This is a genomic window from Pseudonocardia parietis (genome assembly GCF_017876315.1).
In the GTDB taxonomy this organism is placed as follows: Bacteria; Actinomycetota; Actinomycetes; order Mycobacteriales; family Pseudonocardiaceae; genus Pseudonocardia; species Pseudonocardia parietis.
The window spans coordinates 1,351,007-1,364,260 of sequence record NZ_JAGINU010000001.1; the positions used below are offsets into that span (position 1 = coordinate 1,351,007).

A 13,254-nucleotide genomic window follows, 5' to 3' on the forward strand; every position below is an offset into this window, starting at 1 on the left:
TCCGGTACGTGGTGGTTCCGCGTCGCGGGCGGTGGGACGGGTCGGTCCTAGACGACGGAGTCGTCGCGCAGCCGCTCGATTTCGGCGGCGTCGTATCCGAGGCTCGCGAGCACGTCGTCGGTGTGTTCGCCGAGCTCGGGCCCGGTCCATCGGACTCCGCCGGGGGTCGCGGACAGGCGCGGGGCGACGTTTTGCATGGCGAACTCGTGGCCACGGCTGTTGTGGGCCCGCACGATCGCGTTCCGGGCGGCGAAGTGCTCGTCGGCGAACATGTCCTCGGACCGGTAGACGCGGCCGGCGGGAACGCCGCCCTCGTGCAGCATGTCGAGGAGGACGTCGGCGGTGTGCTCGGCCGACCAGTCGGCGATCAGGTCGTCGAGCTCAGATTGACGTTCGCCGCGCGCGTGGTGGCTGGCGTAGCGGTCGTCGGTGGCGAGTTCGGGCCGGCCCATGACGGCGGCCAGGCGCCGGAAAACGGTGTCCTGGTTGGCGGCGATGAGGATGCTGCTGGCGTCGGCGGTGGGGTAGACGTTGCTGGGCGCGACGTGGGGCAGGATCGCGCCGGTGCGCTCGCGCTGGTGCCCGATGGCGTCCCATTCGGTCACCGAGGCCTCCATCATCGCCAGCACCGCCTCGTAGATCGCCGAGTCCACGATCTGCCCGCGTCCGGTCGTGGCTCTCGCGTTGAGTGCGGCGACGGCGCCGAGTGCGGCGTAGGTGCCGGCCAGGGAGTCGCCGATGCTGATGCCGGCGCGCGCCGGCGGTCGGTCCGGTTCCCCGGTCAGGTAGCGAAGGCCGCCCATCGCCTCGCCGATCGAGCCGTAGCCGGCGCGGGGAGCGTAGGGACCGGTCTGACCGAATCCTGTGACTCGCACGATGATCAGGCCCGGGTTGGTCTCCCATAGACGTTCCGGGGAGAGGTTCCAGCGTTCGAGCGTTCCGGGTCGGAAGTTTTCGATCAGGATGTCGGCCTGGTCGAGCAGTTGTTGGGCGATCTGCTGCCCCGGCTGCACCCGCAGGTTCAGGGTGATCGATTTCTTGTTGCGGGCGATCACGGGCCAGGTGAGGGAGTCACCGTCGGCGTTGGACACGCCCCACAGCCGCATTGGGTCGCCGACCTCGGGCGACTCGACTTTGACGACGTCGGCTCCCATGTCCCCGAGAAGCTGCCCGCAGAAGGGTCCGGCGATCAGCTGGCCCATCTCGACGACGCGAGTGCCTGCCAGCGCGCCCGCGGGGGGCTCTGTGGGCATCAGGTATCTCCTTCGGGATCCGCCGCGACCGTGGAGTCCATGAGGACCGCACGGGCGGCGATGATGTGGGATCGCATGACGGAGGCGGCCCAGTCGGGCACGCCGGCGCGCAGGGCGGCTGTCAGCTCGCGGTGGTGGCCCATGCTGCGGTCGAGCGCTTCGGGGGTGTAGCGCGCGAAGGTCCGCACGACGAGCGGGACCTGCACGACGGAGGCGAGCATGGTGGCCAGCCGGGGGCTGTCGGCGCCGTCGATGATGACGCTGTGGAAGCGGGCGTTGAGCTCGCTGAGCGTGTGCAGGTCGTGTCGGCCGCCGCGCCGCGCGCAGGCCTCCATCTGCTCGCACAGCTCGGTGAGATGGTCGTTGTCCTGACCGCCGATGCGTTCGGCGGCCCGTCCCGCGGCGTGGCTTTCCAGCATGATCCGCAGCTGGTAGATCTCCTCGAGGTCGGCCACGGACCAACGGGCGACGCGGGCGCCGCGGTTGGGCAGGATTTCAACGAGGCCGTACGACGACAGAGTCCGGAGCGCCTCACGAACGGGGGTGCGGCTCACGCCGAGCTGTGCCGCGAGCTCGACCTCCTGCAGCCTGGCCCCTGGCTCGAGGGTGCCGTCCAAGATCAATCGGCGTAGCTGCGTCGCGGCCTGCTCGGTGGCAGCTGCCATGGTCCCCTCGTTTCGGTGGTGGGCTGGTGGCCGTCGGCTCGCTCGGACGGCGCGATGGCGGGGCGATCGCCGTCCTGCGAAACCTCAGCACTGTGCCGGGGTGGCCCGGCAATCGGGCCACCCGTTGCTCAGCCCGCGGTCGCGGCGTCCACTGCCCGCAGCCCGGCCTGGGCGATGGCCATGTCCTGCGAGTAGTGCCCGCCGCTCACCCCGATCCCGCCGATGACAGCGCCGTCGACGGTGATCGGGTAGCCACCGCCGAAGGCCACGAGCCTGTCGATTCCGGTCGGGGCTCCAACGCGCAGGGGCTCGTCACCCTTGATGAAGTCGAACCAGCCGTCGGTCGGCATGCTGAAACCTGCGGCGGTGTAGGCCTTGTCATGGGCGACCTGCACCGAGAGGAGCGGGGCCCCGTCCATGCGCGCGAAGGCCTTCTGGACGCCGGACTCGTCGACGACGGACACGACGTAGGCGCCTCCGTCGGCTGCTGCCTGGGCCACGGCCTCGCGCACGATCGTCTGGGCCAGCTCCAGCGTGATGGACGGCCGGTTGTAGGTGCTGCTCATGGGTGGGGCTCCTTGTCTGTTCCGGACGGACTAGGGACGATGCATACAATCGAGTTACCGGTGATCTGTCAAGTACAGAGTGGTGATCGCATGTATGTATGCGTCCTGTGGGGTGGTCTCGACGGGTGAAACGCCCTTGACTGACACCGAAGAGCGCAGTTGGTCCACGTACAAACTGGTCAGTGCGGTTTCAGTTGCTGGGTGGGGATATTGCTGCCAGTCAGCCAGTCTCTGCCAGTCCGGCTGAACTGTGTGCACGTTGGCTGTCTTGGCGCGTGCGGAAGTGGTTCTTGACACCACAGATGGAGCGTAGTTGCATACAGATGCCGCGTCGCTGCGGGTGCCTCATCGTCACCGGCCGCGGCAGGGGTACGGCCGACACAGACATCGAGGATTCGAGGCGACGATGGGCAAGCTCGACGGCAAGAACGTCGTGATCACCGGTGCTGCCGGCGGTATGGGACAGGCCGCCTGTCGCATGTTCTGCGAGGAGGGGGCGACGGTGCTCGGCGCCGACCTCAACGGTGGGGCGGTCAAGGAGCTGGAGTCCAGGCTGAAGGCAGAGGGCCTCGACTACCGCTCCGCCGAGGTCGACGTGACCTCGTCGGCGAGCGTGGCTGAGCTGGCCGCGACCGCGAAGAACGAGCTCGGAGCAGTTGACGTGCTCTACAACAACGCCGGGATCATCATGGGCAAGCCGATCCTGGAGACCACCGAGGACGAGTGGGCCGATGTTGAGCGGCTCAATTCCAAGAGCATCTTCCTCACGACGAAGGCTTTCGTGCCACTGATGGCCGGTCGTAAGGGATCGATCATCAACGTTTCGTCCATCGGCGGGGTCGTCGCGTTCGAGAACATGGGCGCCTACGGAGCGGCGAAGGCCGCGGCCGCGCACTTCTCCCGGGTCGCGGCCGTCGAGTTCGCCCCCGACATCCGAGTCAACGCGATCTGTCCCGGTGTCGTCGACACCCCGATGCCGCGCAACTTCACCAAGGACATGAGCAACCGGGACGAGATCTTCCAGGCCTGGAATCACGAGCACCTCACCGGTCGCCTCGGCCGGCCGGAGGAGGTCGTCTCGCTGGCGCTGTGGTTGGCCAGCGACGACGCCGGGTTCATGACCGGTGCCGTCCTCAACATCGACGGTGGCTACTCCACCCGCTGATGGCCCCCACACCGTCCCCGGTCGATCAGACGTCGATGCGCGACGTGCTCGGCCACTTCTGCTCGGGCGTCACCGTAATCACCGCGATCGGTCCGCGGGGGCCGGTCGGCTTCACCTGTCAGTCGTTCGCGTCACTGTCCCTGGAGCCGCCGCTGGTGAGCTTCGCCCCGGCGCGGACATCGAGCAGCTGGCCTGTAGCCCGCGCGGCGCGCACCTTCTGCGTCAACGTGCTCGCCGACGACCAGGAAGGCGTGTCGAATGCCTTTGCCCGGTCGGGTGCGGACAAGTTCGCCGGGATCGACTGGCGTCCGAGCCGCCGGGGCGCGCCCGTCCTGTCTGGGGCCGTGGCCTGGGTCGAGTGCGAGTTGTGGGCGGAGCACGACGCGGGCGACCACACGTTGGTTGCCGCGTTGGTGCTCGGGCTCGGATCTGACACCGACCGCGCTCCGCTGCTGTTCCATCGCGGCGCCTACGGACTGAGAAACGCCGTACGCGAGGAGGAATGGTCCTGATCCCTGACCTGGGCGTCCACCTCGCCGAACCATCCATTCGATACTTGACCTCTAGGGAGTACCCGTGATCCGCGCAGCCGAACAACTGGGCCTCGTCCCCGCCACCCCGCGCCCAGAAAGCCATCGCACACCGCTGGTTGACGGCCGCAGCACGCATCCGATCTTCAACGACCAGCCGCTCAAGCTCGGGCTGTTCGGGACCAACTGCTCCAACGGGCTGACGATCAGTCATGCCGAGACGACCTACGAGCCGACTTGGGAGCACACCCTCAAGGTCGCGCAGAAGGCCGACCGGCTGGGGTTCGAGGCTCTGGTGCCGGTCGCGCGCTGGCGCGGGTTCGGCAGCACCACCAACTTCAATGGCACCTGCTTCGAGACCTACACCTGGGCGACTGGTCTCGCCGCTCAGACCGAGAACATCGGCATCTTCGCCACCTCACACCTTCCGACGGTGCATCCCATCGTGGCGGCGAAGATGGCGGTCACGGCCGACCACGTCTCGCGCGGCCGGTTCGGGCTCAACCTCGTCATGGGTTGGTTCACCCCGGAGATGGAGATGTTCGGCGCCGAGCAGCGTGAGCACGACCAGCGCTACGGCTACGGCCAGCAGTGGATCGATTTCGTCAACAAGCTCTGGACCGAGCCGGGCTCGTTCGACTTCATCACCAATGACTTCCACAGCCTCGACGTCGAGTCCTACCCGAAGCCCTACCAGGCCCCGCGGCCTGCGCTGATCAACGCCGGCAACTCCAAGTCGGGCATCGACTTCTCGGCCCGCAACGTCGACGTCAACTTCGCCGCGATGGACACCGTCGAGACGATGAACGACTACACGTCGCAGCTGAAGGCGATGGCCCGCGAGGACCACCAGCGTGAGATCCAGACCATGACCTTCGGCCTGGTCGTCTGTCGCGACACCGAGGACGAGGCCAAGCGCGACTTCCAGCACATCGTCGACATGGGCGACCGCGAGGGCGCCAACAACGTGATGAAGGTCCTCGGCATGCAGAGCCAGTCGTTCGCCTCGCAGATCGAGTCCTACCAGGAGCGATTCATCGCCGGGTGGGGCGGCTACCCGATCGTCGGCACCCCAGAGCAGGTCGCCGACGAGATGCTGCGCATCCACAACACCGGCGGCATGAACGGGATGATCATGGGGATGCTCGACTACCACGAGGAGATGGACTACTTCGGAGACAACGTCATGCCGCTGCTCAAGCAGGCCGGCCTGCGTCACTGACGTCCCCTGACCTGCCTTCCGCGAGGAGAATGCGCATGGCTGTGGCGCTCTGTGAGGTCGGACCGCGTGATGGGCTGCAGAACGAGCCGGAGGTGCTCGCTCCTGCCCTCCGCGCCGAGCTCGCCAACCGGATGGCCCGCACCGGCGTGCCCAGGGTCGAGGCGGCGAGCTTTGTCAACCCCGAGCGCGTGCCGCAGATGGCGGGCGCGGAGGACGTCCTCGCGGCGGTGCAGCCGAGCCCGACCCTGAGCCGGGCCGCATTGGTGCTCAACGAGCGCGGCTATCAGCGGCTCCGCGAAACCTCGTGCGAGGAGGTCCACATCGCGTTCTGCGTGACCGAGACCTTCAACCGACGCAACCAGGGTCACTCGGTGGCGGAGTCGCTGGCGCAGGCAGGGGCGATCGTCGCAGACGCGCACGAGGACGGTCGCCGGGCCACGGTCACCCTGGCTGCGTCGTTCGGCTGCCCCTTCGAGGGAGCCGTGGATCCGGCGATCGTGCTCGGACTCGCCGAGCAGCTCACCACCGCCGACGAGATTGTCTTCGCCGACACGATCGGCGTCGGCGTCCCGCGCCAGGTCCGCGCCCTGCTCGGTGGAGCGCGGCACCTGGGCACGCCGCTGGGTCTGCATCTGCACAACACACGCAACACCGGCTACGCCAATGCCTACACGGCCCTGGACGAGGGGGTAGCGCTCCTGGACGCCTCGGTCGGGGGCATCGGCGGTTGCCCGTTCGCGCCACGTGCCACCGGGAACATCGCGACCGAAGATCTGCTCTACCTGCTGGACCATGAGGGCGTGGACACCGGCGTCGACCTCGATGAGGTCATCCGCGTCGCCGAGTGGCTGGAGACCGTCCTCGGCCGTCAGCTGCCCGGCCAGCTTTACCGCGCTGGTTCCTTCCCACCAGCCCTCTCATGACAGGGGGCGAGCAGGGTCGCTTCGCCTGGGACAGGTATGCCGCTGCGCGGCAGTTCGTCGTGGACGGTCGCGAGTAAATGCCTGGCTCGGAGAAGCTGAACCGAAGCGATCCCCGCACTTTCCAGCCGTCGGCGGCAACACAACGTGTCGAGAATGGGTCGTTTGCCGACGCCCGTCGACTGGCCGCCGAACCCGCAGGTCGACGCTGTCGGTAACACGCGTCGCGAATCAACGTCGGTGAACGGTCACTCGGCGTTATTGTCGACGCGTGTTGGTGGGGTACGCGCGGGTGTCGACCGCGGAGCAGAACCCGACGCATCAGGTCGACGCGCTGACCCGGGCGGGGGTGGCCGCGGCGGACGTGTACATGGACTACGCCTCCGGGGCGAAAGCGTCGCGGCCGCAGCTGGATCTGGTGGTGCGGCTGGTGCGCGGCGGGGACACGTTGGTGATCACCCGGCTGGACCGGTTAGGTCGGTCGATGCTGCACCTGGTCACCCTGGGCGCGGAGCTGCGTGAGCGCGGGATCGGGCTGCGGGTGCTCGAGCAGGGCATCGACACCTCCACCGCGGAGGGGCGGGCGATGTTCGGGATGCTGTCGGTGTTGGCCGAGTTCCAGCGGGAGCTGATCGTGGCCAATACCCGTGACGGGCTGGCCGCGGCCCGGGCGCGGGGCCGCAAGGGTGGGCGGAAGCCGCGACTGTCCCCGGAGCAGGCCGCGCATGCCCAGCAGCTCTACGACGCCGGCACGCACACCGTGGCCCAGATCGCTGCGCTGCTCGGGGTGGCCCGTCCGACGGTGTATGGCTACCTCGACCGCGGTCCCGGCACCGCGGGGGCGGCGCGTGCGGAGACGGAGGCGCGCTGATGGTCCGCGATCAGGGTCCACGAGTGGCGTATCGGGGCCGTGACCAGTGTCGTTGTGTCGGGTGCGGGCGGGAGCCGTCGAACCCGATCGAGCGTGCGGAGGTGGCGATGACCTGGCTGTTGTCGGACCCGGCCGCCGCGGGCTTGGTGCTCGAGCGGCACTTCTGTCGCGGCTGCACCCCGCCCGGCCCGGTCACCGATGTGGCCTGTGTGCGGTGCGGGGACGGCCCGCTGCTGGCCGGTGATCTCGCGGTCGGTGACGGGAGCGCTACGGCTGTCGTGCAGAACTGGCTGGCCGGGAGCGGGTGGCGGTTGTCCGGGCCGGTATGCCCGGACTGTGTGGGCGAGTTACGGCGATGAGACACGTCGATCCCGCGACCCGGGCGGTGCTGGTCGCCCGGTTGCGGGAGAAGCGTGCAGCGGGCGCGTCGATCAGCGCCGAGGTGCGTCGGGCCGCCGCCGGGTTGCTGGTGTCGTCGAGCACGGTGTGGCGATGGCTGGCCACGGACCCCGACCCCGCCACGGGCGACGATGACGCGCTCGGCAGTGTCAGCCCTGGGGCGGCAGGTCGGGCGCGGTACGTGCTGACCCAGGCCGATCGGGACGACTACGCCGACTGGGGTGGCAGCGTTGCTGCGTTGTGGCGGGACCGGGTGGCCCGGGCAGTTCCGGTGCCGCCGTTGCGGACGTTGCAGCGCGCGTTCGCCCGCGAGCTCACGGCGGGCGAGCGGGCGGCGGTGGTCGACGGGGTGGCGGGGCGGCGCCGTCACGAGGTCTATCTGCGGTGGGAGCCGGTGTGTCGCAACGCCCGCTGGGAGGCCGATCACAAGGAGCTTCCGGTGCTGGTGACGCCGCCGCGCGGGGCGCGGCCGGTGAAGCCGTGGGTGACGGTGTTCCTGGACTGCTACTCGCGGCTGATCATGGGGTGGGCGTTGTCGCTGCGCCCGGACGCGGCGACGGTGCTGGCGGCGCTGCGGCGCGGGCTGGTGGTCGACCCGCAGCGGGGCCCGTTCGGTGGGGTACCGCGGGCGCTGGTCCCGGATAACGGGCTGGAGTTCGCCACGACCGCGTTGGGGCGGGTGTGCGCGACGCTGGGTACGACGTTCGACCCGACCGACGGCTATGCCCCGTATCAGAAGGGCAAGGTCGAGCGGGCGAACCGGACGGTGGATCAGGAGTTCCTGTCCGGGTTGCCGTTTCACACCGAGGGCCCGCGCGCGGCCGATGGGCGGTTGTACGGGCCGGATGCGGCGCCGATGGCGCTGGCGTTGTTCGTGGACCGGTTCGCCGAGTGGGTCGTGGAGTACAACACCGTGCGCGCGCACTCGGCGCTGGACGGGCAGACCCCGCTGCAGCGCTGGCAGGCCGATCCCACCCCGATCCAGGAGGTGGGGGCCGAGCAGCTGCGTTGGCTGCTGCTGGCCGATGCCGAACGGACGGTGCAGCGCGACGGGGTGCACTTCGGCGGGCACATCTTCATCGCCGGCGAGCTCAACGGCCGGGTCGGTGAGCGGGTGCAGGTTCGCTACACCCCGCACGATTACCGCCAGGTCGAGATCTTCCGCGGGGACACGTGGTTGTGCACCGCGTATCCGCAGGGCGCGCTCTCACCGGAGCAGCGCGAGGCGGTGTTGGCCCGGCGCCGCGCTGATGCCGCCGAGCTCGGGCGTCGCCAGCGCCGCACCAGCCGCCGGGCGCGGGCGCGGCTGGCACCGATCACCGCTCCGGGCGAGCCGGAGGAGGTCACCGTGATCAGCGCGGAGCAGGCCCGCACCGACCGGCGCCGCGATACCGGTGAGCGCGACATCGAGGCCCGCGACCGGGACCTGCAGCGGCTGGCCCGCACCGACTTGCTCAACCTGCACCGCGGCTTCGACTACTGGAACCCGCCCCAGCCCACCGACGAGCCGCCCGACCCGGCCGGGACTGGGCGTGCTGCGGGGGCCGGTGGCGACGATGCCGAGGGAGAGCGCCGGTGAGTGTGCGCCACTTCTTGGGCCTCGACGGCGCGGCCACGCTGCCGACCGAAGCGCTCGCGCTGGTCGATCAGGCGGTGGCCGATCTGGTGGCCACCCGTGCGATGGGCGCGGTGCACGGGCAGGCGGGGCTGGGCAAGACCTTTGCCGTGGGACAGGCCCTGGCCCGGCGTACCGACCGGGTGGATGCCTGCTGGGTGTCGTTTCCCAGCCGGCCGACGATGCGGCTGGTGGCCGCCACCCTGTTCGCGGAGCTGGGCGGTGTCGCGCCGGGGCGCCGGGACCGGTTCGCGCTCTCGGCCGAGCTGCTCGAGCAGCTGGCCGATCACCGCGGCCGGGACGGGCGGGAACGACTGGTGGTAGTGGACGAAGCCCAGCAGCTCAACCGCGAGTGCATCGAGTTCCTGCGCTACCTGCACGATCACCGGCTGACCCGGTTCGGGCTGCTGCTGGTCGGCGGGGACGGCGCGTGGCAGGTCCTGGCCCGCGAGCCGATGCTGCGCTCGCGGATCTATCGCCGGGTGGTGTGCTCGCCGCTGTCGGGCGCGCAGGTGTGTGCGCTGCTGCCGCGCTACCACCGGATCTATGACGGGGTCGAGGCCGAGCTGTTGCTGTTCGTCGACGACCACTTCGCCCACGGAAACCTGCGGGATTGGGCCGCGTTCACCGCGACCGCGGTCGAGTTGTGCCAGGGCACCGGCGTCGAGCAGCTCGACGAGCAGATCGCGCGCAACGCGTTCGCCCTCCACGGCGGCGTCCGCTCCCGCCCCGCCGCCAGCAGCGCCTCGTGACCACCACACCGACCGGCACCTTCCTCGACCACGTTCCGGGGGCGGGTCGTGCGGTGCCCGGCGTCGTCGCGCCGGTGGTCACGGTGCTCACCGACCCCGCCGACTCTCCGGCCTGCCTGACCGCGGTGATGGCATGCCACGCCCTACATCGGGGTGTGGTGGTGTGCCTGCCGCAGCCCGGAACCAGCTCGCGCCCGCAGCTGGGGGCAGCCCTGCTGGTCGCGCTGGGCAAGCTCCTGACCGCGCGGCCGGTGCAGCGCCCCAGCCACCGGTCCTGGGAGCTGGCCGGGTGCTGGCTCGCGGCCGAACCCGTCACAGACCTGGTCGTGCTGCGCGCCGACCGGCTCCCCGCCGCCTGCTGGGGCGACCTCGCCGTCCTGGCCAGCGCTACCAACACGCGGTTGTGGCTGGTCGAGACCGGAGCCGCCGCCGCTGACGGGCGCGCCGCCCTCGCCGCGACCCGCGGTGGCCGTGCCCCGCTGGTGCGGCCCTGGCGGGCCGGGCCGGCCACGCTGGCACCGGCCGCCGCCGTCACCGGCCAGCGCGACGACCACGACGACTTCCCAGCGGTACCCGACGTGGAGTTCCCGCAGTTTCGCGCCACCGCCCGCCGCCTGCTGTCCGCGGCCGCGTTCACCCGGGTCGACGCCGTCTACCGTGGCACGTTCACGCAGGCCCGCACCCACGCCGAGGGGCTGCGGTTGAGCCTGCTCAGCAACATCAGCCGCGCCGATCTCGCCGATGCGGTGCTGCAGCAACTCACGATCGACGCGACCAGCACCGACGAGGTCCTGACCCGAGTGCGGGCCGCGCAGGCCGGGCTGCTCGCCGAGGGCCTGTTCCTCGACGTACACCCACCCTCGCGCCGGACAAGGGCCGCGGCGACCGGGCGGCTCGAACCGCGCCTCGACCCGTCGACCGTGAGCCGGCTCCGCGGTCTCTGCGACCCGATCACGGCCGCCGCCGTGGTCCTCACCCGCGCCACGGGGCTACCGGCGAGCCGGCTGTGCTGGCTACGCCCCGGTGCCCTCACCGCGCACCGCGGTGGTCTGCACGTGCGCCTGAGCAGCATGCTCAGCTACCGCATCCCCGCCCGCGCGGCCGGTCTGGTCCGCGCCGCCTTGGCCCGCCCGTCGTCCCTACCGCCCAGCGACACATCCGGTTCTCCGGACACCGACGCCCCGGCCGGTGCGAGCTGGCTGTTCGCTCGACCCGACGGTGCACCGCTCGATGACCGCGCCCTGGCCCGGCTCGGTCACACCGGCGCGACCCACGCTGGGGTCGTGCTGCCTGCTGCGTCGTTCCGGCACACGACGGTGACCGACCTGCACCCGCTCTCGCGGAGCGGCTCGTGACCGACCGGCCGCGGCGGCCGGCGCGCCGCTTGGTCATCGACTGGGCGCTGGTCGAGCAGCGCCGCGTCGCGGCGGGGATGACCCACACCGAGCTTGCCGACCGGGTCGGTGCCGGCGCGGTCACCGGCCCGGCACGCCTGTGGACCGACAACGACCACGACACCGTCGCCCTGGACCTGCTCGAACGGCTCTGCCAGGTCCTCGACCTGCACCCCATCGAACTGTTCCGAGCACCCACCCGGAAAGCCCACCGGCGAGAGCAGCCCGAGCACGCCGAACCAGAGGACATTGCCGTCATCGCGGCAGCGCTGGCCACCGTGACCTGCCCACCGGGCCGCGCACCGGCCGCGGTCAGCTCCGCCCGTCTGGCCGAGGCGCTGGGCTGGACCCTCGCCCGGCTCGCCGACGCGCTGGACGCCCTCGCCGCCCAGCTGGACGACACCGGACTGCGTATCGATCACGACCCGGCAGCGACGAGCCCGGCCCCGGTTCGCGGGCTGCGCGCCCGGGACCGGCACCTCACCGACACCCAACGCGTCGCGCTGCACCGGCTCCACGACCCCGAACCGGGCCTGGACGTCGAGATCGCTCGCCTGCTGTATGCCATCGCGCACGACCCGCGCAGCATCACCGAGCGGCACCTGGCCTACGACCCGGCCGCGGTCGTCGCTCTGCAACAACGCGGACTCGTCCGCCGCCACCTCGGTGGCAGCTATCTCGAACTCACCGAGGACGCCCACTACGGCCTCGCTGCAGACCCTGTCCCGCCGGCGCCGTAGCCACTCTCATTTTGCTGGCGCACGCACTCTCATCTCAGTGGCGCCGCCACTCTCACTCCGACGTCGTTCCACAACGCGGCGAACCTGTTCTTCCAGCTCATCGCCTCCCGCTACGAGGTCGGCTCGGTCATGGTCACCTCGAACCTGCCCTTCGGACGCTGGGGCGAGACCTTCTCCGACGACGTCGTCGCCGCAGCCATGATCGACCGCCTGGTCCACCACGCCGAGGTCCTCACCCTCACCGGCGACTCCTACCGCACCCGCCAACGCCGCGAGCTCCTCGCCAAACAGAACCGCACAGACCGGGACTGACAGACCATCGAGGGGTCAAGATTCAGAGTCCCCAGAGGGGTCAATTTTCAAGATCCGTTGACACCCTGCGGTGAGCCAGCTCCTCGATCGCGACACGAGGCTGCTGGCGATGCCCTGACGTGCTGTCGTCGGCGCGCTTGCTCGTCATGATCATCTCCTTCGCTGCTCGCAACCGAGTAGCGCACGTTCGCCGGTGACCAGGTTCTGACCGGTGCGGACCGTACGCGGTCGCAGCCGGTGGGAAAGCAACGAAAACGGCAGGTCGGACCGGTCTCGCCGGCGCACTGCGGAACCCGCTCCCGCGAGTGGGCGCGATACTGCCGCTGTGGAAGCACTCCCACCGGACATCGAGCGTCGGCTTCGCGACGAGGCGACCGTCTGGTTGTCCACCGTCCGCGGTGACGGTCGTCCGCACGTCACGCCGGTGTGGTTCGTGTTCGACGAGGGGACCTGGTGGATCGGGTGCAGCGCGAACTCGGTGAAGGTGCGGAACTGCCGCTCACAGGGTGCAGTAGCTCTGGCGTTGGAGGACGGTCGCGCCCCGGTCGTCGCCGAGGGTCTGGCAGCGGTTCGGGAGCAGGACTTCCCAGCTGAGGTCGTCGATGCCTTCGCACACAAGTACGACGGCTGGGACATCCGGGCCGTGAACGGATCAGGGGCTCGTGCGCTCATCGAGGTGGCGACGACTCGATGGCTCCTGCGCGGTGCTGCCCGGTAGCGCCGTCGGCGTTCATGATCCGCGTCTTGGGAGTCCCGGGTGCGACCCACGCCGCCCCCACTCCCAGGACGCGGATCATGGTGGCCTGCCGGTAGCCCCACGCTGCATGCCCGGCCCGGCTCGGCACTGGTG

14 protein-coding genes and 1 pseudogene are annotated in these 13,254 nt (G+C 70.2%); 12 read left to right on the top strand and 3 right to left on the bottom strand.

The features are described 5' to 3' along the window. Window positions 1-47: 47 nt before the first annotated feature. From JOF36_RS06430 to JOF36_RS06440, 3 genes are all read right to left on the bottom strand, one after another. Window positions 48-1,253: a CaiB/BaiF CoA transferase family protein gene (locus JOF36_RS06430; protein ID WP_210025485.1), complete on the bottom strand. Its 1,206-nt coding sequence runs from the start codon at window positions 1,251-1,253 to the stop codon at window positions 48-50. Continuing rightward, window positions 1,253-1,918, bottom strand: a complete 666-nt coding sequence (locus tag JOF36_RS06435) for a GntR family transcriptional regulator (RefSeq protein ID WP_210025486.1) — start codon at window positions 1,916-1,918, stop codon at window positions 1,253-1,255. Before JOF36_RS06435 ends, JOF36_RS06430 begins: the two co-directional genes overlap by 1 nt. A gap of 128 nt (window positions 1,919-2,046) precedes the next feature. Continuing rightward, window positions 2,047-2,484, bottom strand: a complete 438-nt coding sequence (locus JOF36_RS06440; RefSeq protein ID WP_210025487.1) for a GlcG/HbpS family heme-binding protein — start codon at window positions 2,482-2,484, stop codon at window positions 2,047-2,049. 406 nt (window positions 2,485-2,890) lie between these two features. On the opposite strand from JOF36_RS06440, the gene JOF36_RS06445 reads away from it, so the two are divergent. The 12 genes and pseudogenes from JOF36_RS06445 (at window position 2,891) to JOF36_RS06500 (ending at window position 13,122) form a co-directional block, all read left to right on the top strand. Continuing rightward, entirely contained in the window at window positions 2,891-3,649 is a 759-nt protein-coding gene (locus JOF36_RS06445; protein ID WP_073577344.1) for an SDR family NAD(P)-dependent oxidoreductase, read from the top strand. Then, window positions 3,649-4,161, top strand: a complete 513-nt coding sequence (locus JOF36_RS06450) for a flavin reductase family protein (protein ID WP_210025488.1) — start codon at window positions 3,649-3,651, stop codon at window positions 4,159-4,161. Before JOF36_RS06445 ends, JOF36_RS06450 begins: the two co-directional genes overlap by 1 nt. Window positions 4,162-4,225: 64 nt before the next feature. Beyond that, window positions 4,226-5,401, top strand: a complete 1,176-nt coding sequence (locus JOF36_RS06455; RefSeq protein ID WP_210025489.1) for an LLM class flavin-dependent oxidoreductase — start codon at window positions 4,226-4,228, stop codon at window positions 5,399-5,401. 35 nt (window positions 5,402-5,436) lie between these two features. Beyond that, complete coding sequence (locus tag JOF36_RS06460; RefSeq protein WP_210025490.1) at window positions 5,437-6,324, top strand: hydroxymethylglutaryl-CoA lyase; 888 nt, start codon at window positions 5,437-5,439, stop codon at window positions 6,322-6,324. Between the two features lie 268 nt (window positions 6,325-6,592). Further along, the gene (locus tag JOF36_RS06465) at window positions 6,593-7,192 is read left to right on the top strand and encodes a recombinase family protein (RefSeq protein ID WP_210025491.1); all 600 of its coding nucleotides are present in this window, start codon (window positions 6,593-6,595) and stop codon (window positions 7,190-7,192) included. A 107-nt stretch (window positions 7,193-7,299) separates the two neighbouring features. Further along, window positions 7,300-7,551, top strand: coding sequence for a hypothetical protein (locus tag JOF36_RS06470; protein ID WP_210025492.1), 252 nt, complete (start codon window positions 7,300-7,302; stop codon window positions 7,549-7,551). Continuing rightward, window positions 7,548-9,170 (top strand): TnsB C-terminal domain-containing protein, encoded by a 1,623-nt coding sequence (locus JOF36_RS06475; protein ID WP_210025493.1) that lies wholly within the window; start codon window positions 7,548-7,550, stop codon window positions 9,168-9,170. The genes JOF36_RS06470 and JOF36_RS06475 overlap by 4 nt, the downstream gene beginning before the upstream one ends. Then, complete coding sequence (locus tag JOF36_RS06480; protein WP_210025494.1) at window positions 9,167-9,958, top strand: AAA family ATPase; 792 nt, start codon at window positions 9,167-9,169, stop codon at window positions 9,956-9,958. The genes JOF36_RS06475 and JOF36_RS06480 overlap by 4 nt, the downstream gene beginning before the upstream one ends. Continuing rightward, window positions 9,955-11,313 (top strand): site-specific integrase, encoded by a 1,359-nt coding sequence (locus JOF36_RS06485; protein ID WP_210025495.1) that lies wholly within the window; start codon window positions 9,955-9,957, stop codon window positions 11,311-11,313. Before JOF36_RS06480 ends, JOF36_RS06485 begins: the two co-directional genes overlap by 4 nt. Next, window positions 11,310-12,092: a helix-turn-helix domain-containing protein gene (locus JOF36_RS06490; RefSeq protein ID WP_210025496.1), complete on the top strand. Its 783-nt coding sequence runs from the start codon at window positions 11,310-11,312 to the stop codon at window positions 12,090-12,092. Before JOF36_RS06485 ends, JOF36_RS06490 begins: the two co-directional genes overlap by 4 nt. Before the next feature lie 72 nt (window positions 12,093-12,164). Next, window positions 12,165-12,404, top strand: a pseudogene (locus JOF36_RS06495) (ATP-binding protein); the annotation flags it as partial. 325 nt (window positions 12,405-12,729) lie between these two features. Beyond that, window positions 12,730-13,122 carry a pyridoxamine 5'-phosphate oxidase family protein gene (locus tag JOF36_RS06500; RefSeq protein WP_307862249.1) on the top strand — a complete coding sequence of 131 codons (393 nt, stop codon included), beginning with the start codon at window positions 12,730-12,732 and terminating at the stop codon, window positions 13,120-13,122. The last annotated feature ends 132 nt before the right edge of the window (window positions 13,123-13,254 follow it).

Bases quoted from the DNA above. Each gene is read 5' to 3' on its own strand.
- JOF36_RS06440 (WP_210025487.1), bottom strand. From the start codon at position 2,484: ATGAGCAGCACCTACAACCGGCCGTCCATCACGCTGGAGCTGGCCCAG.
- JOF36_RS06460 (WP_210025490.1), top strand. From the start codon at position 5,437: ATGGCTGTGGCGCTCTGTGAGGTCGGACCGCGTGATGGGCTGCAGAAC.
- JOF36_RS06475 (WP_210025493.1), top strand. From the start codon at position 7,548: ATGAGACACGTCGATCCCGCGACCCGGGCGGTGCTGGTCGCCCGGTTG.
- JOF36_RS06450 (WP_210025488.1), top strand. From the start codon at position 3,649: ATGGCCCCCACACCGTCCCCGGTCGATCAGACGTCGATGCGCGACGTG.
- JOF36_RS06435 (WP_210025486.1), bottom strand. From the start codon at position 1,918: ATGGCAGCTGCCACCGAGCAGGCCGCGACGCAGCTACGCCGATTGATC.
- JOF36_RS06470 (WP_210025492.1), top strand. From the start codon at position 7,300: ATGACCTGGCTGTTGTCGGACCCGGCCGCCGCGGGCTTGGTGCTCGAG.
- JOF36_RS06430 (WP_210025485.1), bottom strand. From the start codon at position 1,253: ATGCCCACAGAGCCCCCCGCGGGCGCGCTGGCAGGCACTCGCGTCGTC.
- JOF36_RS06445 (WP_073577344.1), top strand. From the start codon at position 2,891: ATGGGCAAGCTCGACGGCAAGAACGTCGTGATCACCGGTGCTGCCGGC.